We start from the raw sequence: 26,715 nt of genomic DNA, 5'->3' as shown, positions 1-26,715 counted from the left end.
CTAGAACGCCAGCGAGAGGGCGGCAATCGTGCCGCCGAGCAGCGCACCTACCAGGACATCGCTCACGTAGTGCAGTCCCAGGACCAGCCGTGACAGCGCAACCAGCGCCGTGAACGGCCATACCAGCCAGCCCAGTGCCGGATAATAGGCGGTAGCGACCGCGCTGAAGACCACCGCATGCAGGGTGTGGCCGGAGGGAAAGCTGAAGCGGTCGAGCGGCGCGGTCAGGCAGCAGATCGATGGACAGGCCTGATAGGGACGCGGACGTTCGGTGGCGCCCTTCAGCCATTTGTAGACGAGCGTGCCGACGAGGCCCGCCGCGATCATGTGGAGCACGGCCGGCAGGGCGTCCCATCCGTTCCACGCGATCAACGCCAGCATCAGCGCATACCAGAACACGCCGTCTCCGAGCCGGCTGGCGAGTCGCAGCAGCCCGACCTCCCAGCCGGGCAGGCGCACGCCGTTGAGGCGCTCCAGCCAGGCATGTTCGCGTGCGGCCAGTCGATCTAGGCCGTGGTGGGCAACCAGACTCAGACGATTTTGCATGGCGGGTTCCTCATGAACGGACCGTCGGGGCGGCGGCAGGCCAATCCAACTGGGGTTCGGTCGCGGGTTCGGGGTGGGCGAGACGCAGCAGCACCCGCTCGAAACTATCGATGATGGCATCCCACGACAATTGGGCGGCACGCGCGGCGGCGGCAGTGCCCAGGCGGCGTTGCCGTGCGACATCGGAGACCAGCGATACCGCCTGGGCAATGAACGCCGCCTGATCCTCGGGCGCTACCTTGAGGCCGTTTTCGTCGTGCCGAATGATTTCCTCGGCAGCCGCGCAATCGTAGGCCACCACTGCGAGACCGGAGGCCATCGCCTCGATTGTCACGTTGCCCCAGGTCTCGGTCAGGCTGGGAAACAGGAACACGTCGCCCGAGGCGTAATGCGCGGCCAACGCCTCGCCGACCTGGGTGCCGCAGAATATCGCATCGGGACGTTTGGCCTGCCAGCCGGCGCGTTCCGGGCCGTCACCCACTAGCACCAGGCGGGTGGCCGGGCGTGCCTGATGCATGGCATCGAAGGCGCTGAACACCAGAGACAGGTTCTTCTCGGCCGCCAGGCGACCTACGTACAGCACCGCAGTCTCGTATTCGCCCACGCCCCACTGCGCGCGCAAGGCCGCATCGCGGCGACCGGGGTGGAACAGCTGCGTATCCACCCCGCGTCCGATGATCTCGATGTTCTCATAGCCATGCGCCAACAGTTCGCGGCGGATGCCCTCGGTCGGCACCAGCGTGACGGCGGCCTTGTTATGGAATTTGCGCAGATAGGCGACGATCGCGCGGCGCAGCAAGCCGAAGCCGTAGTGGCTGCTGTAGCTGTGGAAATTGGTGTGGAAGTCGCTCGCCACCGGCAGGCGCAGTTTGTTGGCGGCAGCCAGGGCCGACCAGCCGAGCGGGCCTTCGGTGGCGATCTGTACCACGTCCGGGCGCTGCCGGGCCCACAACCGGGTCAGCGCGGCTTTCGCCGGCAGGCCCATCTTCAGGCCTTCGTAGCGCGGCAGCGCTATGCCGCGTTGCAGGTGTTCGCTGAGGGTGGCGGTGGGCTGCGGCTGGTCGTCCGAATGCTGGCGCGGACGGATCAGCTGCACCTGATGGTTGCGCACCTGCAGGCCGTCGACCAGTCGGCCCAGCGTCATGGCCACGCCGTTGACTTCGGGCGGATAGGTTTCGGTCACCACCGCAATGCGCAACTGCGGGCGCATGGACGGAAGCGTCTGGCAGGTGAATTCGGCGGCATCCATAGGGCGCAGCATGCCCCTGCCATGCGACAAACAGATGACGCCGAAGTGATGGTTTGGTGAAGTGGTTACTCAGGCCGCGAGCGGCAATGCGTCCTGCGCGATCGAGCGCAGCAGCAGGATGTCGCGGTAGGCGCCCGGCTCGAAACCTATGCGCGTGCCGCCCCGGTTGTCGTAAATTAGATCGTGGAAGAAGGCCTCGATATCCGGGGTATTCCATACCTTCACCAACTGTTCCAGCAGGTGAGGATAGGCTTCCAACCCCTGGCCGACTTCGTTGTCCTGGGAAATCGGATGGTCGGTGAGATTGACGTTGAAATAGCGGCGGCATTCGGCGCTGGCGGCCGCATAGCCGGCGGTATCGCCTTCGCGGTGCAACAGATCGAGCAGCAGCAGCCAGGGTATCGGCGACTCGGTCGGCGTAGCACGCAGATGTTCCTGCAGCAGGTGGATGGCCAGGTCGCCATGCCCGAAGGCCATGAACACCTCGGCCTGGTCGAGAACATCTTCCTTGACCTCAGTGCCGCTGATTTGCTGGGGCGGAGCGATTTCAGGCATGCGCGGGGAGACGGACGGCGGGTCAGCCGGCATGTCGGCGCTCAATTCGGACAGCGTTTTCTCCGGCATTCCTGTTTGCGTCCAGGGCGTGTTGCCAAGCGTGGGCCGGAGGGAGCGGTTGCGGCGCAGCAGCCAGGTGGCCAGCGCAATCAAGCTGGCCACGATCGCCATCGCCAGCAGATATAACGGCCACTGGACGGGTTGCGAGGGAGCGGCAGGCGCAAGTGTCGCCGTGAGGGTGGCATGTCGTGCGGCTTCGAGTTCGGCATTGCGTCGCTGCAGCGCGGCGAGTTGGGCCTCCAGGTGCGCAAGTTTGCGGCCCAGCGCCGTGTTTTCATCGGACAGTTCGGTGGCGGTCAGCCCATCGGGGCGCGGCTGCGTCAGGTCAGGTAGGCGTGTGTCGAGACGCAGCGCCACCGGATCGTTCTGGCTGGATAGCTCGTGCTTTCCGGACAGAACCAAGCGTGGGACGCTTTCCTTCGGCGCGGCATGCACCCGGGGCGGGGTCGGTGTCCGCGCAGCCGCGTTCGGCGGCCGTGCGATGGATGCGGCTGCGCGATGGGAAGGTCGATGGGCGCGCCGAGGTGAAACGGGATGGGGTGGGGCGGCGGCGGGTGCCGGTCCGGTTTGCGCGCTTGCAGCGGGGGCATTCTCATTGAGAGGGGCTTCCGTCGCCACAGGTGGGTCGAGCAACACGACATACTCGCGTTGCAAGCGCACCTCGCAGTCCGAAACCAGCACGAACTGTACGATCGGATCGTTCACCGGGTAGGACGTACGGATGAGCAGGCGTGTCTGATCCCCAGCCCGTTCGATACTCAGTTTTGCGCGGAGCGGCGGTGCGATGTTGTTTGCGCTGGTGCCGAGGCTGAAACAATCCGCCATCGTGTCGGCGGTCGCGCCGAGCAGGGTGACGGTCGCGTTCAGGGATCGGCCCAGCTGCGAATGTACAGCGATATCACCCATGCCCAAGGCTGCGGCGGAGCCGGCCTGGCACAGACTCAGAAGAAGGCAAACAGTTTTGAAGTTCACACAGTCGGAAAACGATAAGGGGTGTACACCTCTATTCCGGCTAAGAACGCCACAACTTTAGGGTGCAGCGCCATATTGGCATGGTTTTTGTTGTTCACTCAACCCAATAGTACAAGCGCCCACACGACGACTACGTTGGCCAGCGCGATCATCACGGCTGCACTGCCCATGTCCTTGGCGCGTTTGATGAGTTGGTGGTGTTCGAGGGAAATCCGGTCCACCGCCGCCTCGAGCGCGGAATTCAGCAGTTCGACGATCAGTACCAGAAGGACTGCGCCGATCATCAGTGCGCGGCTGATCCCGGTCTCCCCCAGATAGAGTGCGAGCGGAATCAGCAGCAGCGCGAGAAACACCTCCTGGCGGAATGCGTCCTCGTGCCGGAATGCGGCCGAGAGACCGGCCCACGAATAGCCCGCCGCGTTCAGCACGCGCCGCAGGCCGGTCTTGCCCTTGTAAGGGCTGACGGGTTGGGTCATGCCTGGGCGGAGGCGACAGGTTTGTAGGCCAGATCGAGCTCGCGTGCGGCCTTGACGTCGTCCAGCCGCCGCACCGGCAGGCTGTAGGGCGCGCCCTTCACCAGATCCGGGGTGGTCTCGGCCTCCCGCTTGATCGCTTTCATCGCCTCGATGAAGCCGTCGAGCGTTTCGCGGCTTTCGGTTTCGGTCGGCTCGATCAGCAGGCACTCCGGCACCAGCAGCGGGAAATAAGTCGTCGGGGCGTGGTAGCCATAGTCGAGCAGGCGCTTGGCGAAGTCCATCGCCGAGACGCCGGTGGCGTCCTTCAGTTTTTTCAGCGTGACGATGAACTCGTGGCTGGCGCGGCGCTCGGGGTAGGCCAGGTCGAAGCCGGCTTCGCGCAGCTTGGCCATCAGGTAGTTGGCGTTGAGCGTGGCGTATTCGGCGACGCGGTGCATGCCTTCGCGTCCCAGCAGGCGCGCATAGATGTAGGCGCGCATCAGCACGCCGGCGTTGCCCATGTTGGCCGACATGCGGCCGATCGACTGCGGCAGGTCGGCCTCGGTCGCCAGCCGGTAGAAGCCGTTTTCGTTCAGTACCAGCGGAATCGGCATGAAAGGCAGTAGCCGCGTCGATACACCCACCGGCCCGGCACCCGGCCCCCCGCCGCCGTGCGGCGTGGAGAAGGTCTTGTGCAGGTTCATGTGGATGACGTCAAAGCCCATGTCGCCGGGGCGTACCTTGCCGAGGATGGCGTTGAGGTTGGCACCGTCGTAATACAGCAGGCCGCCGGCGTCGTGGACGATCTTCTGGATGTCGGCGATGGTCTTCTCGAACACGCCGAGCGTCGACGGGTTGGTCAGCATCAGGCCCGCGGTCTGCGGGCCGACTGCGGCCTTGAGTGCAACCAGATCGACGCTGCCGGTGGCGTCGGTGGGGATTTCCTTGACCGTGTAGCCGCACATCGTTGCGGTGGCCGGGTTGGTGCCGTGCGCCGCGTCCGGCACGATGATCTCGCGCCGCGCAGCGTCGCCGCGCGCGTCGTGGTAGGCACGGATCATCGCGACACCGGCGAATTCGCCATGCGCGCCGGCCATCGGCGCCATCGACACGCCCGCCATGCCGGTCACGTCCTTCAGCATTTCCTGCAGCTCGTGCATGCTGGCCAGGAAACCTTGTCCGGTCTCGTCCGGGCTGGCCGGGTGGCGCGCCAGGAACTGCGGTAGCATCGCCAGCGAATTGCACGCGCGCGGGTTGTATTTCATGGTGCACGAGCCAAGCGGGTAGAACTGCGTGTCAATCGAGAAATTCTTTTGCGACAGGCGTGTGTAGTGGCGCACCACATCGAGCTCGGAGACTTCGGGCAGGGCAGGCCTGTCCTTACGGAGGAGCGCAGCAGGCAGGTCGTCGAGACTGCCGCCGGCAGCCGGCAGCTGGGCGGCGGCGGTGCGGCCGGAACGGGAATGGTCGAATATCAGCATGGTCAAAACCTGGTGTCCGCGGAGGCATGGCTCCGCGGAGGGTTGCGTTTACTTCAGTGCAGCCAGCGCGGCATCGTAGTTCGGCTCCTGCTTGATCTCGGGAACGAGTTCGGCGTGGAGCACCTTGTTGTTCTCATCCAGCACAACGACCGCGCGTGCGGTGATGCCGGCAAGCGGGCCGCTGGTGATGGCGACGCCGTAGTTCTTCATGAAATCGGCGCCGCGCATGGTCGACAGCGTGGTCACGTTGTTGGTGCTTTCGGCGCCGCAGAAGCGGCTCATCGCGAACGGCAGGTCGGCCGAGATGATCAGCACGGCGGTATTGCCGACGGCCGCGTCGTTGAATTTCTTGGTCGACGTCGCGCACACCGGGGTGTCGAGGCTCGGCACAATGTTGAGGATTTTCTTCTTGCCGGCGAAATCGGCCAGCGAGACGTCGGCCAGATCCTTGTTGACCAGCTTGAAATCGGGCGCGGTGTCGCCGACTTTGGGGAAACTGCCTGCGACGTCGATGGGGTTGCCGCCTAGAGTCACTGCCATGATTGCTCTCCTTGAATAAATCAATTAAATGCCGGGCACTAGAACGATAGCGCCCGATCCATTTCCTGCCAATTAACTGCCGTGCTGGTCATAGCGCGCCAGATGCTCATCCAGATTTTCGCGCAGCATTTTTTCGTATTGGTCCAGAAAATAAGCGATCGCAGCCTCTTTTTCCGCGATCAGCTGTTCCTTGCTCTCTGATGCCGCCGTGATGACGAAGGCGTTGAATCTCGATGCTGCAAATAGCGCGCATGCGCTGACCCGGCTGGGCTTCACCTCGTTCAGGTGGGTATTGGCCAGTTGAATGAACGAGTCGGTCATATCCCAGAACTGCTTGTCCCGCAGTACATCGCTCATGCTTGACTCCAATTAGCTCTTGTACGCACACGGCGGGGCTTCGCGCCGTTTCGACAGGATACGTTCCATTTGTTGCGCGTAGTGGTCGATGTCGGCGGCGGTCTTGGTTTCGGTGACGCACACCAGGATCGCCTGACCGAGTTCGGGATACCAGCCGGAGAGGTCCAGGCCGCCGAGGATGCCCTGCGCGCGCAGGGCACGCAGCACGTCCTTCGCACTTGTGCCCTTCAGGGTATTGTCGTTGAGCTTCAACACCACCTCGTGGAAGAAGGGCGAAGCGAATGCACGTGTGACGCCGGGAATCGCCGCCAGCTTGTCGGCCAGCGCCACGGTATTGGCGTGGCTGTTGGCGGCGACTTTCGCCAAACCCTGCGGGCCCAGCAGCGACATGTATTGCGTCGCCGCAGTAACCACCAGGCCCTGGTTGGTACAGATGTTGGAGGTGGCCTTGGAACGGCGGATGTGCTGCTCGCGGGCCTGCAGCGTCAGCGCAAAACCCGGCTTGCCGTCGAGGTCGACGGTGCGACCGACGATGCGCCCGGGCATCTGCCGCACGAACTCCTGGCGGCAGCACATGAAGCCGAAATAGGGGCCGCCCGAAGCCATCGGCGCACCCAGCGGCTGACCTTCGCCCACGGCAATGTCGGCGCCCTTGGTGCCCCATTTGCCGGGCGCTTCCAGTACCGCCAGCGTGGTCGGGTTGATTAGCGCGATCGCCAGCGCGCCCTTGTCGTGTGCCCAGTCGGTCAACGCGTGCACGTCTTCCAGCACGCCAAAAAAGTTGGGTTGCGGAATGACGAGGCCGGCGAAGCTGCCGGGATCGGCCGGCAGCACGGTCTGGCCGGTGGCGAGGTCGTAGTCGAGCTCGACCAGTTCGATGCCCTGGTTCCTGACGGTGGTGTCAACCACGCGGCGGTAGATCGGATGGACAGTCTTCGGCACCAGCACGCGGCGCGAGGTTTTGTGCGAGCGGACCGCCATCAGCACCGCCTCGGCGAGCGCCGAAGCGCCGTCGTAGAGCGAGGCGTTCGAGACGTCGAGTCCAGTCAGCCGGGTCATCATGGTCTGGTATTCGTAGATCAGCTGCAGCGTGCCCTGGCTTGCCTCGGCTTGGTAGGGCGTATAGGCGGAGTAGAACTCGCCGCGCGTGGTGATCTGCCAGATGGCTGCCGGAATGTGGTGCTCGTAGACGCCGGCGCCGATGAAATTGGACCAGAAGCCGTCCTGCGACGCGCGTTCCTGCATCAGTCGCGTTACTGCCATTTCGGGCAGGCCGTCGGGTACGGCCTTCAGCTTGCCGGTCTTCAGTGCGGGCGGGATTTCATCGAACAAGTCCTCGATGCTGGCGGCGCCGATGGCGCCGAGCATGGTGGAAACGTCTTCTTCAGTGTGGGGGATGAAGGGCATGGCTTAAAAACCTCGTCCACGAAGGGCACGAAGCACGCGAAGAAAATTTCATGGTCCTTCGTGTTCTTCGTGGAGAAAAAGTCAGTGGGCTTCGGACTCGACCAGCTTCTGGTAAGCCGCGGCGTCGAGCAGTTCGGCGACATCGCCGGCATTGGCGGGCTTGAGTTTGAACATCCAGGCACTGTAGGCGTCCTTGTTCACGGACTCGGGGCTGGATTCCACGTCGCCGTTGGCAGCAATCACTTCGCCGGCCACGGGCGCGTAGACGTCGGATGCGGCCTTGACCGACTCGACCACGGCGCATTCCTCACCCTTGGCAAGCGTGCGGCCGGTAGCCGGATTTTCGATAAAAACCATATCGCCGAGCAGATCCTGCGCGTGATGGGTGATGCCCACGGTCAACGTGCCGTCGGCTTCGACGCGCACCCATTCGTGGCTGGGGGTGTATTTGAGGTCAGCGGGGATGCTCATGGTTTACTCCAAATAAATTATGGTTTTATCCACGCAGGACATGAAGACATGCTTTGCAGCCTTCGGGTTCTTCGTGGACGAAATTCAAATCAAAACTTTGCCGTTGCGCACGAACGGATATTTCACCACTTTGGCTTTCAGTTTCTTGTCGCGGATCTCGACTTCGACTTCCTCGCCCGGGGCGATCCCGAGCGGGATGCGGGCGAGCGCGATCGATTGCTGCATCGTAGGCGAAAACGTGCCGGAGGTGATTTCGCCGTCGCCGTTTTTGGTGTGGACTTTCTGGTGGCCGCGCAATACACCCTTGTCGAGCAGAAGCAGGCCGGCGAGCTGCTTTGTCACCTCGCTGGCTTCCAGGGCCTTGCGACCGATGAAGTCGCGCGCGGTCTTCAGATCCACTGTCCATGCGAGGCCGGATTCCAGCGGGCTGGTGGTTTCATCCATGTCCTGGCCATAGAGATTCATCCCCGCTTCCAGACGCAGGGTGTCGCGCGCGCCAAGGCCGATCGGCTTGCCGCCGGCTTCCATCAGCGCCTTCCAGAAGAAAGGCGCCGATTTCGCCAGCACCATTACCTCGAAGCCGTCCTCGCCGGTATAGCCGGTGCGGGCGATGAACATCTCGCCCATGGCGGCGGCGTTGAAGGGCTTGAGGCTGGCAGTGATCTGGTCGACGCCGGGCAGGGCTTCATTGAGGACGCGCGTGGCGTCGGGCCCCTGGATCGCGATCATGGCGAGGTCGCGGCGCGGCGTCAGTGTGAGGCCCATGCCCCAGTCGGTGTTCATCCTTTCCATCCAGGCCAGATCCTTCTCTGCGGTACCGGCGTTGACCACCAGGCGGAACCAGGACTCGTCCATGAAATAGATGATGAGGTCGTCGATGACGCCGCCGGCCTCGTTCAGCATGCAGGAATACAGCGCCTTGCCCGAGACCTGCAATTTGTCGACGTTGTTGGCTACCAGCCGCCGCAGGAAGGCGCGCACGTTGGCGCCCTTGATGTCGAGCGGCAGCATGTGGGACACGTCGAACAGGCCGCAGCCGGAACGCACGGTGTGGTGTTCCTCGATCTGTGAGCCGTAGTTGACCGGCATGTCCCAGCCGCCGAAATCGACCATTTTGGCGCCGAGTTCACGGTGGGTGGCGTTGAGCGGGGTGTGTTTGAGCATGGGGCACCAAAAATAAAAAAGGTGAAGCGAGGATGCGCTCCACCCCTCTGTCCTTGGTACCTGAGAGATTACAGCGGCTGATCCTATGAACCAGCGGGCTGCTGCCCCTTCGGTGGCAGTTGCGCGGATCTGATCCAGTCCGCGACTGCGCTCTCCAGAGTGTTCCGGTTGTTGCGGTCCTTCTGCCTGAGCGATTCCGGGTGGGTTACGCCTTCGGCGGCACGCTATTCGTGCGCTCTCCCGCAACGGGAGAGCGCACTATACCGAAGAAGCGCTGGGCCGGCTAGCTTGACGCTATTCAATATGTCAGTTGCAGGTTGAAGCCCATTGGTGTCAGGTCGTGCACGGTCAGTGGCAGGCTCAAGGGCTGTTCGCTGCGTGCGGGGATGCCGGCGGCGATGCGCTGCGTGTCGCCGAGGTACTCACTGGGGGCGAAGCTGCGGCGCGCCAGTGGACGGTTGTGCTGGTCGGTCAGGGTCAGCACGAGTACCGGCCAGGCCTGGACATGATTGGCGCGGTTGCCCAGGGTGAGCGTGAGTTTGAGGCGCCCGCTGGCCTCGGTTTGCAGGTCGGAGCCGACGATCTGCAACAGTGCCACGTTTTTGGGAAGCGAAAGCGTGCAGCCGAGCGCTGCGCAGGCTTGTTCGAATGCGGGTCGGGTTTGCGGCAGCCGGCTCACCAGGGTGTCGCGCAGAAAATAAGCGGTTTGTGCCAGCAGCACGACAAACAGCAACAGACTGGCCGTTCCCCACACCCAGGGGCTGGTGCGGCGGGGGGAGGACGGTATGCGTGCCTTGCCGGGCATCGGGGAGGCATATTCGATGCGTGCGGCGGGGGGGGCTTCGGCAGCGGTGGGCCGGCGCAGGGGCGTGGCGGGTTCGGGCGGATAACTGGGGGCGGTGTGAATCTGCGGCAGTGGGCCGGGGTCGTCCGGAACCGGAATGTCCGGGTCGATCAGGATGATCGAATCCAGCTCGAACGATGTCTCGCGCTGGACGATCCCGCGCGGGATATCGGCTGCGGCGATATCCTCTTCTGGCGACGGTGCGACGGGTTGCGCCTCGTCGGCCGTGTCCGGGATGACGGCCGACGAGGCTTCTTGTTCGGCGGGCGGGCGGGTTTCAGGCTGCGCAGGCGGTTCGACCAGTTCGGGCGCGGGCTGGGGCAGCGGCGAGCCGTCTTCCATGAGCAGGCTCAGGCGCGCATCGAAGGCCGTGCCGCACACGCTGCACTGCACCCAGCCCTGCGCGGCGTCGAGCTGGTCGGCGCCGAGACGGAATACGCTGGCGCAGTGCGGGCAGGTGGTGCGGTAATTCACCGCTTGATGCCAGCCAGACGCACCCAGCCCTCGTCGATTGTGGGCGGGTCGAAGTCAAACCAATCACGATAGACCGCCATGACCTCGTCTGCCTGTTCGGCCAGGATGCCGGACAGCACCAGCCGCCCGCCGGCGCGCACCCGGCCGGCCAGCAGCGGCGCCATGCCCTTGAGGGGATTGGTGAGGATGTTGGCGACGACGACGTCGTACTGGCCCGGCGCGAGTTCGCCAGGTAGGCAGAAATGGGCGGAAACTTCGTTTAGCGTAGCGTTGTCGCGCGACGCGGCGACGGCCTGGCTATCGATGTCGACGCCGTCGACGCGCGCGGCGCCCAGCTTGACCGCCGCGATGGCGAGAATGCCGGAGCCGCACCCATAGTCCAGCAGCGTTTCGCTACCAGCGAGTTGCGTGTCAAGCCAGCGCAGGCACAGGCGCGTGGTGGGATGGCTGCCGGTACCGAATGCCAGGCCGGGATCGAGCTTGAGGTTGATCGCGCGGCTGTCGGGCGCGTCGTGCCAGGTCGGCACGATCCATAAGCGTGGCGAGATCGGGATGGGATCGAACTGCGATTGCGTGAGGCGTACCCAGTCCTGCTCGGCCACGATGTCGATCGTATAGTCGGTCGGAACGGAAATGCCTGCCTGCTTTGCCGCGGCGGCCAGCGTTTCCGCCACGTCGGCGTTTTCGTCCAGCAGCACCACCGCGATGCTGTGCGGCCACAATTCGGCAGTCGGATGATCCGGTTCGCCGAACAGCGGGGTTTCGTCCACTGTGCCGGCGTCAGCGTCTTCCAGTGACACCGACAGCGCACCCACATCCATCAGCGCGTCGGACAACGGCTCGGCCTGTTTGGATTCGACGAGGATGCGAACGGATTGCCAGGGCATGGTAACAAGTGGTTAGCGGTGAGCAGTAAGCGGTAAAGGGCGACAGGGAGGGTTTTTTCCGCTTGCTGCTCACCGCTCGCCGCTTACCTGTCAGCCTTCTCCGCCGCCAGTTTGTGCTCCAGATAATGAATGCTGGTGCCGCCGGCGATGAATGCGGCATCGTTCATCAGTTCCTGGTGCAGCGGGATATTGCTGTGGATACCCTCGACCACCATTTCCATCAGCGCACCGCGCATGCGGGCGATGGCCTGGTCGCGGGTATCGCCGTAGGCGATCAGCTTGCCGATCATCGAGTCGTAATGCGGCGGCACGTAGTAGCCGTGGTACACATGCGAGTCGACGCGGATGCCGGGGCCGCCGGGCGCGTGGTAGTTGGTCAGCTTGCCGGGGCTGGGGACGAAGGTCGTCGGATGCTCGGCGTTGATGCGGCACTCGACGGCGTGGCCCTTGAACTGGATGTCCTTCTGCTTCCACGGCAGTTTCTCGCCGGCAGCGACGCGGATCTGCGTCTGCACGATATCGATGCCGGTGATGAGTTCGGTCACCGGATGTTCAACCTGCACCCGGGTGTTCATTTCGATGAAGTAGAACTCGCCGTTCTCGTAGAGGAACTCGAAGGTGCCGGCGCCGCGATAGCCGATCTTGCGGCAGGCTTCGGCACAGCGTTCGCCGATCTTGTCCCTGAGCTTGGGATCGAGTCCGGGGGCCGGCGCCTCTTCCAGTACCTTCTGGTGGCGGCGCTGCATTGAGCAGTCGCGTTCCCCGAGGTGGACGGCGTTGCCATGTTCGTCGGCGAGGATCTGGATCTCGATGTGGCGTGGCGTCTGCAGGTATTTTTCCATGTAGACCATGGGGTTGCCAAAGGCGGCGCCCGCTTCGGTCTTGGTCATGGTCACCGCATTCAGCAGCGCAGCTTCGGTATGCACGACGCGCATGCCGCGGCCGCCGCCGCCGCCGGCGGCCTTGATGATGACCGGGTAGCCGATGCGGGCGCCGATCCGTACGATTTCGTCGGGATCGTCCGGCAGGGCGCCGTCGGAGCCGGGCACGCAGGGCACCTTGGCCTCGAGCATTGCCTGTTTGGCGGCGACCTTGTCGCCCATCAGGCGGATATTGTCGGGACGCGGACCGATGAAGGTGAAGCCGGACGACTCCACGCGCTCGGCGAAGTCGGCGTTTTCCGACAGGAAGCCGTAGCCGGGATGGATGGCGGCGGCGTCGGTGACTTCGGCGGCGGCGATGATCGACGGCACGTGCAGATAGCTCTGCGCCGACGGCGCCGGGCCGATGCATACCGATTCGTCGGCCAGCTTTACATACTTGGCGTCGCGGTCGGCCTCGGAATACACGGCGACCGTCTTGATGCCCATTTCGCGGCAGGCGCGCTGGATGCGCAGCGCAATTTCGCCGCGGTTTGCGATCAGAATCTTTTCAAACATTTTGGTTCTCCGCGGCGAAATCGCCCTGACGGCCTACGGCCGTTGCGCGTTTTGGCTTCGCCGCTGCGCTGCCTGACGGCAGCCGGTCTCCGCGGTTGGCGATGAGGATTTTCTCAAACATGGTTTAGGGGCTAGAGGCCAGGGGACCGGGGTCAGGGAAGGTGCTGCGCGCCGAGTTCAAAGGCGCGGCAAAGCCGCTCGTTCGCTGAATCCGGATCCTTGGTCCCTGAATCCTTTCCTCAAGCAATCACAAACAAGGGTTCGCCGTATTCCACCGGCTGACCATTTTCGACCAGGATGGCCTTGATGACGCCGCCTTGGTCTGCTTCGATTTCGTTCAGCAGCTTCATCGCCTCGATGATGCATAGCGTATCGCCGGCATTCACGTTCTGGCCGACCTCGGCAAAGTTTTTGGAACCGGGCGCCGGAGCGCGATAGAAGGTGCCGACCATGGGCGAACGCACGACATGTCCCTCGGGGACAGCATCTTCCACCGGGGCCGCGACCGGGAGTGCCGCGACCGGAGCCGCCGTCTGCATCATTTGCGGGGCGTGCGCCATCATCATCGGCGCGCCAGCGATGCTTTTGGCGATGCGGACTTTTTCTTCGCCTTCGGTGATTTCCAGCTCGGCAATGCCCGAGGCTTCGACCAGGTCAATGAGCTTTTTCAGTTTTCTGAGATCCATGGGGGGTCCTGTTTTGGAGGTGACGCAGCGCGTATTCCAGCGCCAGTTCGTAGCCGTGCGCGCCCAGACCGGACACCACGCCAACGGCGAGGTCGGAGAAATACGAGTGGTGGCGGAAGGATTCGCGCGCGTGAATATTGGAAAGATGAACTTCGACAAACGGAATGGCGGTCGCCGCCAGCGCGTCGCGCAGCGCGACGCTGGTGTGGGTGTAGGCCGCCGGGTTGATGACGATGAAATCCACCTGGTCACGGGCGGCCTCATGCAGCCGGTCGATCAGAGTGCCTTCATGGTTGTGCTGAAAGGTTTCGACGTGCGCCCCGGAGGCTTCTCCCAGATTGACCAGCGCACGATTGATGTCGTCGAGCGTGGCGAGGCCGTAATGTTTGGGTTCGCGGCTGCCCAGCAAATTGAGATTGGGGCCATGCAACACCAGGACATGTGGGCGCAGACTGGGGACCGATTTGGCCGACGTGCGGCTGGTTCGTTTGGTCGTCATGGCGGCGAGTTTGCCGTAAATGAGGGTAAATTGTCCAGATATTGACGCTAAATCGCAACTATGAGCCGATTTTTCCCAGGGCTTGCTCGAGCGTTGCGCGCGGCAGCCGGCCCAGGTGGCTCAATGCGATGTGACCGTCGCGATCAAGCACGATCGTGTACGGCAATGCACCGCTCGGGTTGCCGAGTTGCCGGGCCAGATTGTGCGCAGCGCCCTCGCCGATTAGGATTGGATAATTGACCGATACGCGTTGCAGGAATTGCGTGACGTTGGCCGAATTATCGATGGCGATACCGACAAATTCCACGCCTTTGGGCCGATATTGAGTACGTAGGGAAACAAAATCCGGTATTTCCTCGCGACACGGCGCACACCAGCTGGCCCAGAAATTCAGGACGACGACTCGTCCGCGCCATTGCGACAGCGGCTGCGGGTGTCCTTGTGCATCCGGAAAACCGAGCTGCCACAGCCCGGAGACCGCGGACGCAGTGGGCGTTGTGGGCGCATAGCGTGCCTGCGCCAGCCAGATTCCCGCCGCCAGCGCAGCCAGGACCAGGGGAAGGCCATACAGCAGTTTTTTTTGCATAAGGTGATGGTGCACCGTTAAGTTTCCCACCCCGAAAATGGGATGGGAGCCGGGCATTCAAACAGCCAGGCCTGCCGGGGGACGCAGGGAGACACGGCCATCAGGCCGGCTGTTTACAGCGTGCCGTAGGAATGCAGGCCCGACAGGAACATGTTCACGCCGAGGAAGGCGAATGTTGTGACGAGCAGGCCGCCCAGCGCCCACCATGCGAGCATCGGTCCGCGCAATCCCTTGACCAGGCGAATATGCAGCCAGGCGGCGTAATTGAGCCACACGATCAGCGCCCAGGTCTCTTTCGGGTCCCACGACCAATAGCCGCCCCAGGCCTCGGCCGCCCACATTGCACCGAGAATGGTGGCGATCGTGAAGAAGGCGAAACCGATCGCGATGGACTTGTACATGACGTCGTCGATCACTTCCAGCTTGGGCAGGCGGCTGGCGAGAATGCCGCGCTGCGCCAGCAGGTAGGCGGCGCCCAGCATGGCGGAAATCGAGAACGAGCCGTATCCGATGAAGTTGGCCGGGACGTGCAGCTTCATCCACCACGATTTGAGCGCCGGGACCAGCGGCTGGATCTCATGCGCACCGCGATCCAGGGCGTACCACAGGATGAAGCCCACCGCTGCCGAGATCACCAGCAGCACGAAGGCACCCATCTGTCGCGTCTGGTAACGTGCTTCGTAATACAGGTACAGCATCGCGGTGATCAGGCAGAACAGCACGAACACTTCGTATAGGTTGGAGACCGGGATGTGACCGACGTCGGTGCCGATCAGATAGGACTCATACCAGCGCACCATCAGGCCGATGAAGCCCAGTGCGACGGCAGACCACGTCATCGCCGTAGCCGTTTTCATAGTGAACTCGGAACGCGCCAGCAGACCTATCCAATAGGTCAGGGTGGCGAGCCCGAACAGGGCGCACATCCACATGATGGCCGCCTGGCTGGAAATCAGGTACTTGAGGAAGAAGGCTTCATCCATGCGCGCCAGGTTGTCGTGGTACTGGCTGATGGCGAACAGGCTGACCGCGCCGACGATGATGAAGAGCGGACGGAACGATTTCCAGAACCAGCCGAACACCGCCAGCGCCGGAATGGCTGCCAGCAGGATGCCCTTTTCGTACGGATCCATGAATTCGCCGAAACGTGAGAGCGCGAACAGGCCGCTCGACGCGATGATGACGGCGAATAGCCAGTCGAACCACGACAGGCGCTTCAGGAGCGGGGCGGGTTGATGCAGGGCGAGTTCCATGATTGTGACCTCCGGATTACTTGGCAAGCGTGTCGAGCGCCTGCGCGTGTTGGGTAAACTCTTTTTCGAAGTCTATCGTGTGTTTGGCCGACGACATGGCGAGCAGGGCGTGGCCAGGTTTGATGCGCAGCCAGACCCGCCGTTCGCGTACAAAGAGCATGAAGAATACGCCGAGTGTCAGCAAAAACGAACCTAAATAGACCACGTTCTTCCCGGGTGACCGGGTAAGCTGCAGGCCGCTCGCCTTGACCTCGTCATAATGCATCAACTGCAGGTAGATCGGCGCGCCGTAGACGAACATGTCGCTGACACTATTGAGGGTGTCGCGTACCAGCCAGCCGGTAGCGTCATCGGGCTTGGGTTCGGGCAGATGGGCCTGGCGATTGGCGATTCTCAGTGCCTCGTATGCCGAAAGTTCAAGAATACGCAGATAAGTCCCCGCCGCTTTTTCGCGCTCGGCGGTGGGTACTTTTTCTTCGATGAACTGGCCCAGGGTCTGAAACCCGCCTTTGGCAAACAAGGCCAGCACCTGTGCGGCGCTATTGGTCAGCTTGCTCTCGATTTGCGGGTCCGATGCATTTTGCGGCAGGGCCTGATGGGCAAAATTGGCCGCGATTTCTTGCCGCCATGCTGGATTCAGCAGGGCGCCGCGCAGCCGCATGAACGTCTCGATGTTGCCGTCCGCGTCGAGGGGCATGCGCATGTAGCGGAAGGCCTCGTTCGGTGCGTCGCGCACGCCCGACATCATGTACCAGCGGCCATCGAGTTCCAGCGGCAGCATGTAATTGCTGAACTCATGCGCCTGCCCGCGCGAATCGCGCAGCTTGTATTGGAAGCTGGGGCCGACGTTGCGCAGATGCTTCTTGTCGCTGATCGGGCTGCCGCCCAGCACGCTCATGGTGCTGCCGGTCTCAGCGGCGTCGCCGCCCATGTTCTCGATATTGAAAGGCCGGAAATCGGTGAACTCCAGCGTATAGTCGCCGGCCTCGCTGGTCAGCGTGGCATTCTGGTGTACGGTGCCGTCGATGGGGAAGGGCGAGGCTGCAGGCGCAAACAGGTTCCAGCCGCGGAGGCTCAGACGCGTGCCGCCATCGGCAAAGCTGGCCTGGTAGATCGCGATGCCGTCCTGGATCAGCGGATGGTTGACGGCGATCGTCGCATCGCGGATTTTCTTTCCGGATCGGTCGAATATTTCGAGATCGCTCTCGAAATTCTTGGGTTGCCCCGTCGTGTAATGTTCGATGCGGAATTGCTTGAGTGCCACGGTGAAAGGCAGATCCTGCACCAGATAGCCGTCAGCCACATTCAGGAACACCACGTCGGCACTGGAACCCTCCGGAATCTGCACGCTCCCGCGAAACGACGGATTGGACGGCGACAGACGCGAAATCGCCGGTACCTGGCTCTGGGGAATATCGCGGGTCTCGATTTTCTTGTAACCCAGCAATTGCTGCACCTTGAATACCAGGTTGCCGTCTATCAGGCCGCCGATGCAGATCATCACGATGGCTGAGTGCGCCAGAAAATAGCCGAGGCGGTTCCAGCTGCCGGCTTTGGCGGCGAGTAATACGCCTTCCTCGCGCGGCAGGTTCTTCACCTTGTAACCCTGGCCTTCGAGGTAGCGCTGCACGCTGGCGGCGAGGGCTTCGGGCGCTTGCGTCGTGACAGCCTCGTGCTTGTGCTTGAATGCATTCAGCGATTGTTCGCTGACGTGTTCGCGAAAGCTTTTCATCTCGCGTGCGAAATTCGGTGCATTACGGTAAATACAGACAGTGGTGGAGACGACCAGAAAAGTCAGGATGACCAGAAACCAGGCTGCGTGATAGACATCGTACAACCCCAGTTTTTCATAGGCCTCGAACCAGAACGGCCCGAACTGGATGATGTAGTTGTTGTAGGGCTCGGCCTGCTTCAGTACGGTCCCGATAATAGAGGCGACAGCCAAGATGGACAGCAGGCTGATCGCGAAACGCATCGAGCTCAACAACTCGAACACGGATTTTCCGAAGGACGGGGACGTGGAATTCATGGGGGCGGCAATACCCTCTAGGGCACCAGAAAAAAAAGGGTGACCTGCGTCACCCTTTCATCGACTCAAATAAGTCGGATAAGTTTACCCGCAAGGGGTAGGCCGTGCTTGTAAAGCCGGTAAACCGGCAACAACCACGCTCTAACGCAAGCCCTGAATATAAGCGGCCACGGCCTTCATGTCAGCATCCGTCATCTTCGCCGCGATGGTGCGCATCATCTTGGCACCGTCGTTGGCGCGCGTCTCAAGGCGGAAATTGTTCAGTTGTGCGTAAATGTATTCGCTGTGCTGTCCAGCCAGACGCGGAAACTGGACGGGGACGCCTTTGCCCTGCGGGCCGTGGCAGGATGCGCACGCCGGCACGCCAGCGCCCTGTACGCCGCCACGGAAGATCTTCTGGCCGAGCAGCGCCAGTTCCTGATCCTTGGACGTACCCGGCTTGGGCTGCTGGGCGCTGAAGTAGGCGGCCAGGTTCAGCATGTCCTGCGGGCTGAGACTGGCGACGATACCGCCCATCACCGCATTCTTGCGCTCACCCGACTTGAAGTTGGTGAGTTGCTTGTCGATGTATTCCGCATTCAGGCCGGCCAGCCTGGGATTGGCCGCGACGGTGCTGTTGCCGTCCGCCGCGTGGCAGCCTGCGCAGACTTGATTGACGATGCTTTCAGCCGCCTTGGGATCGCCTTTGCTGGCCGGGCCCGCAGCAGGTTCGTTGGCAAAAGCGGAGGTGGCGGCCAGTGCGGCAACCAGTGAGACGACGAGTTTCATCAAAAGCTCCTGAAGCTTGCAAAACTTGGGAAAACGGGTAGTTTAGCGGCAACTAATATGACTGCCAAGCCCGTGCTCAATCGCGCTCAATTCCATACCTCGGTCGCCCAGCTGCGCGATTTGCCCTACAGTCGCGCCGAGATTGCGTTTGCCGGGCGGTCGAATGCCGGAAAGTCCAGTGCGATCAATCTGTTAACGCGTAAAAACCGTCTGGCGTTCACGTCCAAAACGCCAGGACGGACGCAGCTTATCAATTTTTTCGAATTGGATGCCGACACCTATCTGGTCGATCTGCCCGGCTACGGCTATGCGAAAGTGCCGCCGGAAGTGAAAGCAAAATGGGAAGGCCTGCTATCACGTTATCTGCAGGAGCGCGAGGCACTGGTCGGCATGGTGTTGATCATGGACGCGCGCCACCCGCTTACGCCGCTGGACCGGCAGATGCTCGACTGGTTTACGCCTACGGGCAAGCCTGTACATATATTGCTGTCGAAGGCCGACAAACTTTCGAACAGCGAGAAGGCGTTGACGCTGCGCCGTGTCAAGCAGGAACTCATGCCGCAGGCGCGCGTCACTGTGCAGCTGTTCTCAAGTCTCTCCCGTTTGGGGGCCGAAGAAGCCGCGGCCTTGATCGAAGACTGGCTGGGCCATGCGCAACCGGTACACCCGGGTACGACCGCCCCCAACCCATTGTCCGACGACGCCCCACAAAAAAGCCCCGATCAAGGGAGGGATCGGGGCTAAAAAATGCCTTAAGGGGATTAAGGCATCCCGCTCAGGGAGGAGAAGCGGGAGACGATACGAGACCGTCTGTTTCATAGAGCAACCTTGGGCTGAAATAGTTCCAGCTACCCACAAAATTTTTTGGAGATCTTTGTGAATCTGCCATTTGGCCAATTCCCAGCTCGCCGGATGCGGCGCATGCGACGCGACGACTTTTCCCGGCGCCTGATGCGTGAGCACACACTTACGCCTAACGATTTTATCTATCCAGTATTTGTTCTGGAGGGTCAGAACAAGCGCGAGCCAGTGAGTTCAATGCCGGGTGTCGAGCGACTGTCGCTCGATTTATTGATGCCGGTAGCCGAGGACTGCCTGAAATTGGGAATTCCCGCTCTGGCGCTGTTTCCGGTGATCGATGCCGGCTTGAAGACCTTGGGGGCGGAAGAAGCGTTTAATCCCGAGGGCTTGGTGCCGCGGACTGTGGTTGCCCTGAAAAACCGCTTCCCCGAATTGGGCATCATCACTGATATTGCGCTCGACCCATATACCAGCCATGGCCAGGATGGGCTGCTCGATGACAGTGGCTATGTCATGAACGATGAAACAGTGGCCGTACTGGCACGACAGGCTGTGACCCATGCCCAGGCGGGCGCTGACGTAGTGGCTCCCTCCGACATGATGGATGGGCGGGTTGCGGCACTCCGCGCCGCGCTCGAAGAGGCGGGGCATATCCATACCCGTATCCTGGCCTATGCTGCCAAATATGCTTCCAGCTTTTATGGACCGTTTCGCGATGCTGTCGGATCGGCTGCGAATCTGGGAAAGGGCAACAAAACCACGTATCAGATGGATCCGGCCAACAGCGATGAAGCGTTGTGGGAGGTCGGCATGGATTTGCAGGAAGGTGCCGACATGATCATGGTCAAGCCGGGGTTGCCGTATCTGGACGTCATTCGCCGGGTCAAGGATGCGTACGGGGCGCCAACCTATGCCTATCAGGTCAGCGGCGAATACGCTATGTTGAAGGCAGCAGTACAAAATGGGTGGCTGGATGAACGGGCCTGCGTGCTGGAGGCCTTGGTGGCCTTCAAGCGTGCTGGGGCGGATGGCGTGTTGACGTATTTTGCGCGTGACGCCGCCCGCTGGTTGCGTGCCGAAACCTAAACTTTCGTGCCATAGGGGCCGATAGAAAGCAGGTGGGGAGCGGTTTCTCCCTAATATGTCAGGAGCGCAAGGTGACGCTGAGTTTGAGTAAGTTGATCGGGCGCGGCCGGAGCATCGCTGATGATTTTGACAAAACCATCATCAGCTTTGAGTCGCCCTACCGCCTCAAGGATCTGAGCCCGTTGTCAGAAGGCGAGCCGGAAACCCAGGAAGAACGTCTGGGCGAAAAGCTCTTCAAGCTGCGTTTTGCGCAGCAGGACGAGGTGTTCAATCATGCCAGCATGCTGGTGCAGAAGCGCTATGCCTGGCGCGGCTTCCCCAAGGCGCAACTGAAAAAATACCCCAATCGCATCACGATTCTGTCGTTTCACCAGGAAAAAATCGTCGGAACCGTCACGGTCGGCTATGACTCGGAAGAAGGCATGCTGGCCGACGAAATCTATAAACCGGAAATCGATGCGCTCCGCGCACAGGGCAAACGGGTCGGCGAACTCAGCAAGCTTGCCATCGACGAGAATATCGGCTCCAAGCAACTGCTCGCCAGCCTTATCCATATCGCGTATCTCTATGGCGTGATCCACGAATGCACCGACGCCATCATCGAGATCGTGCCCCGCCACAAGGCTTTCTACGAAAGGATGCTGGGCTTCAAGCAAATTGGCGAGGAAAAAATGAACAATCGGGTCAATTTCCCGGTGTTGCTGATGCATCTGGAACTGGATTACATGCGGAAACAGATCGAGACGCTTGGCGGCAAGGGCAAGGCCGCCAAGGATCGTAGCCTCTATCCGTATTTTTTCTCAGCACATGACCAGGAAGGCATCCTTGGGCGCTTGCTGCGGGAGGAAACCTGAACTCGACTGGCGCGCCCTCCTTCGATTACCACGAAGCGTTTAGTCGTAATATCGGCTGGTTAACGCCGCATGAGCAAACCCTGCTGCGCGGCAAGAAAATTGCCATTGCCGGGCTGGGAGGGGCGGGCGGCGTGCATCTGCTGACGCTGGCCCGCCTGGGTATTGGAAAATTCCACGTGGCCGACCTCGACGATTTTGCCCTGGTGAATTTCAACCGGCAGGCAGGGGCCAGCCTGGGCAGCCTGGGTCAGCCCAAAGCGCGGGTCATGGCTGGACTGGCACGCGAGATCAATCCCGAACTGGATATCCAGGTATTCGACGAAGGGGTGCAGCCGCAGAATGTGGACGCATTCCTGGACGGCGTCGACCTGTACGTGGATGGCCTGGATTACTTTGTTTTTCCGGCCCGCCGCCTGGTCTACGATGCCTGCCGTGCCCGCGGCATCCCTATCACCTTCGCCGTTCCGCTTGGCATGGGCGCGGCCGTGCTCAATTTCCTGCCGGACGGCCCCAGTTTCGACGATTATTTTCGGCTGGAGGGCACACCCGAGGACGAATGGCCGACCCGTTTCCTGGTCGGACTGGCCCCCGCCCTGCTCCACCGCGGCTATCTGGTTTATCCCGAAATCGTCGACTTCAAGGCCCAGCGTGTCCCGTCGACTGGCTTGGCATGCCAGTTGTGCGCAGGGATGGCCGGTACCGAGGCCCTGAAGATCCTGCTGGGCCGCGGGAAGATCCGTGCTGTGCCCCACAGCATGCAGTTCGACGCCTACACCGGCAAGCTGAAGCACGTCTGGCGCCCAGGCGGCAATGCCCATCCGCTCCAGCGGCTAGCGATCGCGTACGTCAACTGGCGCCTGTCGCGCGCCCATACCTGACCCGGATTCTCGTCGTAAGGCGGGGCAAGAACAGACGTGTCCGGCATACTTCAAACTACTCAAATCCCCTTTAGTAGAAAGGTGTCGACAATTTGACAGTTGCCCAGCTTGGCAGATGTCGGTTTTTTTTACATTCCACCCTATTGCGCTCAAGATGCATTTCAATAATGTATTGATATATATGTTTATTTTTTAACTGGCATGCCATGTGCTTTATGTTGGCCAAGGCAAGGAAGGCGAATGCCCAGATCAGAAGTCAACTCAAGGAGCGCGAAATGAAATTCAATTTGAAATTGGTACAAGCAGGTTTGATTGCTGCCATGACCACCGCAAGTGCCGGTTCCATGGCTGCTGTGTTTAACGATTTTCAGGTGACCGAAGGTTCTGTGCCCGGCGCCACGGCGAACACTTTCACGGCCGACAAAATTACCGGCAACTATGTGGAAGTCGTTACGTTCAACCCGCTGAGCGCCACTTCGGGCACGTTTGCCACCTCCATCAAATGGCAGGCTGGCCAGTACGTTAAGAATGACGGAACGGACCCCGTTTCCAACCAACTCGGCTCGTTGTTCCCGCAACAGTACGGCCTATATGGCCTCTTGCAGGGCTCCGGTTCGTACTCGACCAGCGGCGCGGGTGTAACCACCTTCACGTTTAACCCGGGTGGCAGCCTGAACGTCTGGATCGATCCCAATAGCAACACGACCTTTACCGCACCGGCCACGGGTAATCTCGCATGGACGACGGGAAATACCGGCGATCCTGATTACCTGATCGCAACCGGTGCCCTGTTTGGTGGCCAAGGTACGCTGGATCCTACCTTGCAGACCTGCCAAGGCGGCATTAACTGCGGCAGCTTCGGCACGACGACCAGCTTCCTGCTGACGGCGCTCGGCTCGCAGTATTTCACCGCTCCGGTGCCCTTCTACAACGTTTCGTTCGAATCCGGCCAGTTGAACTCCTTCGTGGTGGCTGGTACGCAGACTATCAACGGTTCGCTGGACGTGGTGTTCGGTGTGCCTGAGCCGACCAGCATCGCGCTGATGGGTCTGGGCCTGGTTGGACTGGGTGTTAGCCTGCGTCGCCGCAAGCAAGCAGCCTGATCTCGCTGTACGCGTTCATGAAAAGCCCCAAGGCAGAGCCTTGGGGCTTTTTTTGTGGCGGCTGCCACAAAAGAGGGATTGAAGATCCGATTGGCCTTGGCTCCGCCGTCGTGGTGCTTATCGAATTGTCCACTACCCTTCGGTGTCTTCTGAAGGCGGCACAAGAAAATCGCCGGCGCCTAGGCCTGCTTCAATGCAAAACGGCAGGGGCGCTTGCAGCCTGGGCTGGCTGGCCGCTCCTGCTTGTTGTGCCTACTACCTATGGGGAAATCGCCCGGGTAAGAGGTAGGTTCAGGTTCTACTAGACGGATTCCGAGTTGGTGCCTCGCCTTCTCGAATAGAGACATGATCCTGTCGCCATCTTGGCGGAGGCAACAGTAACACCCTTGTGCCTCCAATCAGAAAGGGGCCTAGACGACGGCCCCTTATATCGCGTTTGCTTGGCGGATGGATACCTTTAGCGGTTGCCAGAAACCTCAATGGTTTTGAGGAGGGCGCTTGCCTTATCGCGTTCGTCAAAGCGTTGGGATGACGTCAGAAGCTTCTGCAGCAGAGCTCGAGCTTCGCTGATCTGTCCAGATTTGACCAGTGCTGCGGCCCAGTGATATTGCACAGATGGCGTTTTCGGCATGGCTTGGGCAGCCTGTTTCAACAAGGGGGTTGCCTCCTGGGTTTTGCCTTGCTGCAAAAGGCTCCAGCCATATGTGTCCATCACGATGGGATTGGCGGGCTGCAGACCGTAAGCGCGCTGCGCGTAACCGAAAGCTGCAGGATTGTTCTGTTCCTCGAGCAGGGCGGCCAGGTTATTGAGTGCCATCACATGATTGGGCGTGGCTTTAACAATTTGCTGGTACTCGGCAATGGCTTGGCTGGTTTGTTGCTTTTGTAGATAGAGTCCCGCCAGATACATGCGGAAAACATTGTCATTGGTATGTTGCTTGAGCCATTGCTGAGCAACTTGTTCGGCTTGGCTGGACTTGCCTGCCCGTAGCAAGGCCAGATGATAGGTGGCCGCAGTATCCGAAGACGGTGCGATTTGATAGGCGCGTGCCAGGGCTTGCAAGGACGCATCCGGTTTCTTGAAACGTGCGGCAAGCTCGGCCTCCAGATTGTATCCGGTCGCAGCCTGAGGATTCAGCGTCTGGATCGCGCGCGCTTCCTGGAGGGCGTTCTCCTGCTGGCCCTGTGCGGCATACAGGCCGGCCAGCGCAATATGCGCATCAAGATAGTTGGGCGCAAGACGAATTGATTTCTGCAGCGATTTCAGGGCGGCATTCATGTCGCCGGCAACCCGTTGCGCCCAAGCCAGGCGATACCAGGCAACGGCTGAATTGGGCGACCGATTGGTGACATTGGTATAGGTGTCGATTGCATCCTTCTTGTGTCCGGCGCCGAGTTGAGCCTGACCCAGGTTGTCGAGGAACGTCGGGTTGCCGTTGTTGGCCTGGGCGGCTTTCTTCGCCACCTCAAGGGCCAGTTCGGGCTGGCGCGTTTGGTTCAGGTAATGCAGGGTCAGCTGGCTCACGGGTTCAAGTGCATCCGGATGCGACTGGATGGCTTTCTTGAGATACGTCACGAATTCAGCCTGATTTCCCAAGGCCAAGGCAATACGCGCCTGCCCCATGAGTGCGCCAAGGTTATCAGGCGATTTCGCCAGGATGCGTTTGAAGCGTTCGCTTGCCTGGGCGGGTTTCTTTTCCTCGATATCCAGATTGGCCAAGGCGCTGGCCGCAGGCAAGAAGCCGGCGTCCAGGGTCAGGCTATGTTCAAAAGCCTGGCGCGCGGCCGCCGGATTGCGCTGCATGAGGTGAATACGGCCCACCAGTACATCAGGGAGCGGATTGGTGGGTTGGGCGGCAGCCATTTTCTGCAAGGTGTCGAGTGCACCCTTGAGGTCGGCCTTGCCGACTTCCGAGGTTGCGAGCAGTAGGTAGGCCTGAGGATCTTCCGGGTTGGCTGTGATGACGGACTCAAGTCCCTGAATGCCCTGTTGATCGCCAGTAAACAACTGGTTTTGCGCCAGAGTTCCGCGGATAACCGTATCTTTCGGGTCTATGGTGCTTGCCTGGCTCAGATAGGCCATACCGCGCTCGGTTTGCCCTAGATTGAGTGTCGCCTGGCCGGCAAGGAGGTAAGCCTTGGCGTTGTTTCGCTGCGCGAGCAGCGGTTCCAGGGTCTTGATCACATCGGCATTGGCGCCCATGCGCAACTGGGTGGCGGCCAAGAGCAGGCGCGCCTCGGGAAGCTCGGTCGTACTGAGCACCTTGTTGAAGCTGGAAAGGGCGATCTCGTCGTTCTTGAGGGCGTAGTTGATCGTGCCGTAGAGCAGGTTCGCCTGCGGGTTGTCAGGGTTGTCCTTGAGGACTTCCTGTAGCAGATTGATGGCTTCGTTGTTCTTCTTTTCCTGGTAATACAGATAGGCCTTCAGGTATTTGGCCAGTACAGCCTGCGGGCGCAGACTGCTGAGCCGCTTGATCTCGGCCTCGGCTTCCTTCACCCGGTTGACGGACAGCAAGGTCATCGCTTTATAAGCAATGGCATCGAAATCCTGGGCCTTTATCGTGAGCGCGTGGTCATAGGCGGCAAGCGCGTCGTCGGGCTGTTTGATGGCGCGATAGAGATCGCCCAGCAGATACCAGGATTCCAGGCGGCTTGGATCGAGGGTGGTGGCCTGCTTGGCGCTGGCTACGGCTGCGTCGGTGCGGCCCGCACTGTATTCGCAGCGCGCACGCCCTAGATAGCTGGGTGCGAAGGACTTGTCCGACTGGATCGCGCGGTCGAACAATTGGCAACCTTCGGGATACTTGCCGAGACCCAGGAGGGCATTGCCGCGCAGATCCAGGATCTGAACCAGGATGCCGGGTTCCTCCGTATCGACCGCGGGCAGCGTGTCGAGGATCTGCTGGAAATTGCCCTGATAAAGCTGCGCCCTGGCGATCGGGATGCGTGCGCTTTTCGGGTTGATGCCGAGCTTTACCGCCTTGTCGAGCTGGGTTTCCGCCTCGCCGCCCAGCCGCAGGTCGAGGTAGGCGTTACCCAGCAGCCAGCGTGCCTGCGCGTTGTTGGGATCCTTCTGCACCGCATTTTTCAGTTCGAGGATGCTGGCCCGCGTATCACCTTTGCTTTGGAAATCCTTGGCACGCTCGATGTGTTCCTCGACGCTTAGATGGGCACTGCGGTCGCAGCCTGACAGTGAGGCCGCCGAGGAAAATACCAGCGCGAGCGAAAGGACGAGCGGGGCGATACGTGGGAAGTGGGGGCGCATGAGAAC

At 61.2% G+C, this 26,715-nt stretch carries 25 protein-coding genes and 2 riboswitches; of the genes, 5 read left to right on the top strand and 20 right to left on the bottom strand.

Annotation, left to right across the window (positions count from 1 at the left end):
* The 19 genes from B058_RS0113895 to B058_RS0113805 form a co-directional block, all read right to left on the bottom strand.
* The gene (locus tag B058_RS0113895; RefSeq protein ID WP_018509100.1) at positions 1-546 is read right to left on the bottom strand and encodes a phosphatase PAP2 family protein; all 546 of its coding nucleotides are present in this window, start codon (positions 544-546) and stop codon (positions 1-3) included.
* Between the two features lie 10 nt (positions 547-556).
* A complete protein-coding gene (locus B058_RS0113890) occupies positions 557-1,807 on the bottom strand; it encodes a glycosyltransferase family 4 protein (protein ID WP_026240941.1) in 1,251 nt (416 codons plus the stop codon).
* 57 nt (positions 1,808-1,864) lie between these two features.
* Positions 1,865-3,316: a type IV pilus assembly protein FimV gene (locus B058_RS0113885; protein ID WP_018509098.1), complete on the bottom strand. Its 1,452-nt coding sequence runs from the start codon at positions 3,314-3,316 to the stop codon at positions 1,865-1,867.
* Positions 3,317-3,480: 164 nt separating this feature from the next.
* Positions 3,481-3,858 carry a diacylglycerol kinase gene (locus B058_RS0113880; protein ID WP_018509097.1) on the bottom strand — a complete coding sequence of 126 codons (378 nt, stop codon included), beginning with the start codon at positions 3,856-3,858 and terminating at the stop codon, positions 3,481-3,483.
* Positions 3,855-5,318, bottom strand: coding sequence for an aminomethyl-transferring glycine dehydrogenase subunit GcvPB (gene gcvPB, locus B058_RS0113875; protein WP_018509096.1), 1,464 nt, complete (start codon positions 5,316-5,318; stop codon positions 3,855-3,857). The genes B058_RS0113880 and gcvPB overlap by 4 nt, the downstream gene beginning before the upstream one ends.
* Positions 5,319-5,366: 48 nt before the next feature.
* Positions 5,367-5,858 (bottom strand): thiol peroxidase, encoded by a 492-nt coding sequence (gene tpx / locus B058_RS0113870; RefSeq protein WP_018509095.1) that lies wholly within the window; start codon positions 5,856-5,858, stop codon positions 5,367-5,369.
* 72 nt (positions 5,859-5,930) lie between these two features.
* On the bottom strand, positions 5,931-6,215 hold the full coding sequence (locus B058_RS0113865) for a DUF3144 domain-containing protein (RefSeq protein WP_018509094.1): 285 nt from the start codon (positions 6,213-6,215) through the stop codon (positions 5,931-5,933).
* 12 nt (positions 6,216-6,227) lie between these two features.
* Positions 6,228-7,622, bottom strand: coding sequence for an aminomethyl-transferring glycine dehydrogenase subunit GcvPA (gene gcvPA, locus B058_RS0113860; protein ID WP_026240940.1), 1,395 nt, complete (start codon positions 7,620-7,622; stop codon positions 6,228-6,230).
* Between the two features lie 81 nt (positions 7,623-7,703).
* Complete coding sequence (gene gcvH, locus B058_RS0113855; protein ID WP_018509092.1) at positions 7,704-8,093, bottom strand: glycine cleavage system protein GcvH; 390 nt, start codon at positions 8,091-8,093, stop codon at positions 7,704-7,706.
* 84 nt (positions 8,094-8,177) lie between these two features.
* Positions 8,178-9,257: a glycine cleavage system aminomethyltransferase GcvT gene (gene gcvT, locus B058_RS0113850; RefSeq protein ID WP_018509091.1), complete on the bottom strand. Its 1,080-nt coding sequence runs from the start codon at positions 9,255-9,257 to the stop codon at positions 8,178-8,180.
* 37 nt (positions 9,258-9,294) lie between these two features.
* A riboswitch (glycine riboswitch) is annotated at positions 9,295-9,421 on the bottom strand.
* Positions 9,422-9,510: riboswitch (glycine riboswitch) on the bottom strand.
* Positions 9,511-9,555: 45 nt separating this feature from the next.
* Entirely contained in the window at positions 9,556-10,575 is a 1,020-nt protein-coding gene (locus tag B058_RS0113845) for a zinc-ribbon and DUF3426 domain-containing protein (protein ID WP_018509090.1), read from the bottom strand.
* A complete protein-coding gene (gene prmA, locus B058_RS0113840; protein WP_018509089.1) occupies positions 10,572-11,462 on the bottom strand; it encodes a 50S ribosomal protein L11 methyltransferase in 891 nt (296 codons plus the stop codon). The genes B058_RS0113845 and prmA overlap by 4 nt, the downstream gene beginning before the upstream one ends.
* 83 nt (positions 11,463-11,545) lie before the next feature.
* Positions 11,546-12,901 (bottom strand): acetyl-CoA carboxylase biotin carboxylase subunit, encoded by a 1,356-nt coding sequence (gene accC / locus B058_RS0113835; RefSeq protein WP_018509088.1) that lies wholly within the window; start codon positions 12,899-12,901, stop codon positions 11,546-11,548.
* A 239-nt stretch (positions 12,902-13,140) separates the two neighbouring features.
* Positions 13,141-13,587, bottom strand: coding sequence for an acetyl-CoA carboxylase biotin carboxyl carrier protein (gene accB / locus B058_RS0113830; RefSeq protein ID WP_018509087.1), 447 nt, complete (start codon positions 13,585-13,587; stop codon positions 13,141-13,143).
* Positions 13,556-14,086 carry a type II 3-dehydroquinate dehydratase gene (gene aroQ / locus B058_RS17025; RefSeq protein ID WP_018509086.1) on the bottom strand — a complete coding sequence of 177 codons (531 nt, stop codon included), beginning with the start codon at positions 14,084-14,086 and terminating at the stop codon, positions 13,556-13,558. The genes accB and aroQ overlap by 32 nt, the downstream gene beginning before the upstream one ends.
* A 58-nt stretch (positions 14,087-14,144) precedes the next feature.
* Positions 14,145-14,672, bottom strand: coding sequence for a TlpA family protein disulfide reductase (locus B058_RS0113820; protein WP_018509085.1), 528 nt, complete (start codon positions 14,670-14,672; stop codon positions 14,145-14,147).
* 113 nt (positions 14,673-14,785) lie between these two features.
* Entirely contained in the window at positions 14,786-15,925 is a 1,140-nt protein-coding gene (gene ccsB, locus B058_RS0113815) for a c-type cytochrome biogenesis protein CcsB (protein ID WP_018509084.1), read from the bottom strand.
* Positions 15,926-15,941: 16 nt separating this feature from the next.
* Positions 15,942-17,954 (bottom strand): cytochrome c biogenesis protein ResB, encoded by a 2,013-nt coding sequence (locus tag B058_RS0113810; RefSeq protein WP_026240939.1) that lies wholly within the window; start codon positions 17,952-17,954, stop codon positions 15,942-15,944.
* 141 nt (positions 17,955-18,095) lie between these two features.
* A complete protein-coding gene (locus tag B058_RS0113805; protein WP_018509082.1) occupies positions 18,096-18,722 on the bottom strand; it encodes a c-type cytochrome in 627 nt (208 codons plus the stop codon).
* A gap of 57 nt (positions 18,723-18,779) precedes the next feature.
* Here B058_RS0113805 and yihA point away from each other — a divergent pair, with 57 nt between their 5' ends.
* The 5 genes from yihA (at position 18,780) to pepA (ending at position 23,444) form a co-directional block, all read left to right on the top strand.
* Positions 18,780-19,466 carry a ribosome biogenesis GTP-binding protein YihA/YsxC gene (gene yihA / locus B058_RS0113800; RefSeq protein ID WP_018509081.1) on the top strand — a complete coding sequence of 229 codons (687 nt, stop codon included), beginning with the start codon at positions 18,780-18,782 and terminating at the stop codon, positions 19,464-19,466.
* Positions 19,467-19,604: 138 nt separating this feature from the next.
* Entirely contained in the window at positions 19,605-20,609 is a 1,005-nt protein-coding gene (gene hemB, locus B058_RS0113795; RefSeq protein ID WP_281166687.1) for a porphobilinogen synthase, read from the top strand.
* Between the two features lie 83 nt (positions 20,610-20,692).
* Complete coding sequence (locus B058_RS0113790) at positions 20,693-21,463, top strand: N-acyl amino acid synthase FeeM domain-containing protein (RefSeq protein ID WP_245539315.1); 771 nt, start codon at positions 20,693-20,695, stop codon at positions 21,461-21,463.
* Positions 21,460-22,341, top strand: coding sequence for a ThiF family adenylyltransferase (locus B058_RS0113785; RefSeq protein ID WP_026240937.1), 882 nt, complete (start codon positions 21,460-21,462; stop codon positions 22,339-22,341). Before B058_RS0113790 ends, B058_RS0113785 begins: the two co-directional genes overlap by 4 nt.
* Before the next feature lie 275 nt (positions 22,342-22,616).
* Positions 22,617-23,444 (top strand): flocculation-associated PEP-CTERM protein PepA, encoded by an 828-nt coding sequence (gene pepA, locus B058_RS0113780; protein WP_018509077.1) that lies wholly within the window; start codon positions 22,617-22,619, stop codon positions 23,442-23,444.
* A gap of 457 nt (positions 23,445-23,901) precedes the next feature.
* Here pepA and prsT read toward each other — a convergent pair whose 3' ends face one another.
* Positions 23,902-26,709, bottom strand: coding sequence for an XrtA/PEP-CTERM system TPR-repeat protein PrsT (prsT, locus tag B058_RS0113775; protein ID WP_018509076.1), 2,808 nt, complete (start codon positions 26,707-26,709; stop codon positions 23,902-23,904).
* Between the last annotated feature and the right edge of the window lie 6 nt (positions 26,710-26,715).

It is taken from the genome of Thiobacillus thioparus DSM 505 (assembly GCF_000373385.1).
GTDB classification, from domain to species: Bacteria; Pseudomonadota; Gammaproteobacteria; order Burkholderiales; family Thiobacillaceae; genus Thiobacillus; species Thiobacillus thioparus.
Note: the sequence above shows the minus strand (reverse complement) of the source record. Positions and strands in the feature narration are given on the sequence as shown.

What these genes read in the sequence shown, in the direction of transcription:
- B058_RS0113820 (WP_018509085.1), bottom strand. Translation starts at nt 14,672, where the DNA reads ATGCAAAAAAAACTGCTGTATGGCCTTCCCCTGGTCCTGGCTGCGCTG.
- prsT (WP_018509076.1), bottom strand. Translation starts at nt 26,709, where the DNA reads ATGCGCCCCCACTTCCCACGTATCGCCCCGCTCGTCCTTTCGCTCGCG.
- accC (WP_018509088.1), bottom strand. Translation starts at nt 12,901, where the DNA reads ATGTTTGAAAAGATTCTGATCGCAAACCGCGGCGAAATTGCGCTGCGC.
- tpx (WP_018509095.1), bottom strand. Translation starts at nt 5,858, where the DNA reads ATGGCAGTGACTCTAGGCGGCAACCCCATCGACGTCGCAGGCAGTTTC.
- B058_RS0113865 (WP_018509094.1), bottom strand. Translation starts at nt 6,215, where the DNA reads ATGAGCGATGTACTGCGGGACAAGCAGTTCTGGGATATGACCGACTCG.
- B058_RS0113895 (WP_018509100.1), bottom strand. Translation starts at nt 546, where the DNA reads ATGCAAAATCGTCTGAGTCTGGTTGCCCACCACGGCCTAGATCGACTG.
- gcvPA (WP_026240940.1), bottom strand. Translation starts at nt 7,622, where the DNA reads ATGCCCTTCATCCCCCACACTGAAGAAGACGTTTCCACCATGCTCGGC.
- B058_RS0113805 (WP_018509082.1), bottom strand. Translation starts at nt 18,722, where the DNA reads ATGAAACTCGTCGTCTCACTGGTTGCCGCACTGGCCGCCACCTCCGCT.
- gcvT (WP_018509091.1), bottom strand. Translation starts at nt 9,257, where the DNA reads ATGCTCAAACACACCCCGCTCAACGCCACCCACCGTGAACTCGGCGCC.
- yihA (WP_018509081.1), top strand. Translation starts at nt 18,780, where the DNA reads ATGACTGCCAAGCCCGTGCTCAATCGCGCTCAATTCCATACCTCGGTC.
- B058_RS0113810 (WP_026240939.1), bottom strand. Translation starts at nt 17,954, where the DNA reads ATGAATTCCACGTCCCCGTCCTTCGGAAAATCCGTGTTCGAGTTGTTG.
- pepA (WP_018509077.1), top strand. Translation starts at nt 22,617, where the DNA reads ATGAAATTCAATTTGAAATTGGTACAAGCAGGTTTGATTGCTGCCATG.
- gcvPB (WP_018509096.1), bottom strand. Translation starts at nt 5,318, where the DNA reads ATGCTGATATTCGACCATTCCCGTTCCGGCCGCACCGCCGCCGCCCAG.
- accB (WP_018509087.1), bottom strand. Translation starts at nt 13,587, where the DNA reads ATGGATCTCAGAAAACTGAAAAAGCTCATTGACCTGGTCGAAGCCTCG.
- gcvH (WP_018509092.1), bottom strand. Translation starts at nt 8,093, where the DNA reads ATGAGCATCCCCGCTGACCTCAAATACACCCCCAGCCACGAATGGGTG.
- aroQ (WP_018509086.1), bottom strand. Translation starts at nt 14,086, where the DNA reads ATGACGACCAAACGAACCAGCCGCACGTCGGCCAAATCGGTCCCCAGT.
- B058_RS0113890 (WP_026240941.1), bottom strand. Translation starts at nt 1,807, where the DNA reads ATGCTGCGCCCTATGGATGCCGCCGAATTCACCTGCCAGACGCTTCCG.
- B058_RS0113885 (WP_018509098.1), bottom strand. Translation starts at nt 3,316, where the DNA reads ATGGGTGATATCGCTGTACATTCGCAGCTGGGCCGATCCCTGAACGCG.
- ccsB (WP_018509084.1), bottom strand. Translation starts at nt 15,925, where the DNA reads ATGGAACTCGCCCTGCATCAACCCGCCCCGCTCCTGAAGCGCCTGTCG.
- prmA (WP_018509089.1), bottom strand. Translation starts at nt 11,462, where the DNA reads ATGCCCTGGCAATCCGTTCGCATCCTCGTCGAATCCAAACAGGCCGAG.
- B058_RS0113880 (WP_018509097.1), bottom strand. Translation starts at nt 3,858, where the DNA reads ATGACCCAACCCGTCAGCCCTTACAAGGGCAAGACCGGCCTGCGGCGC.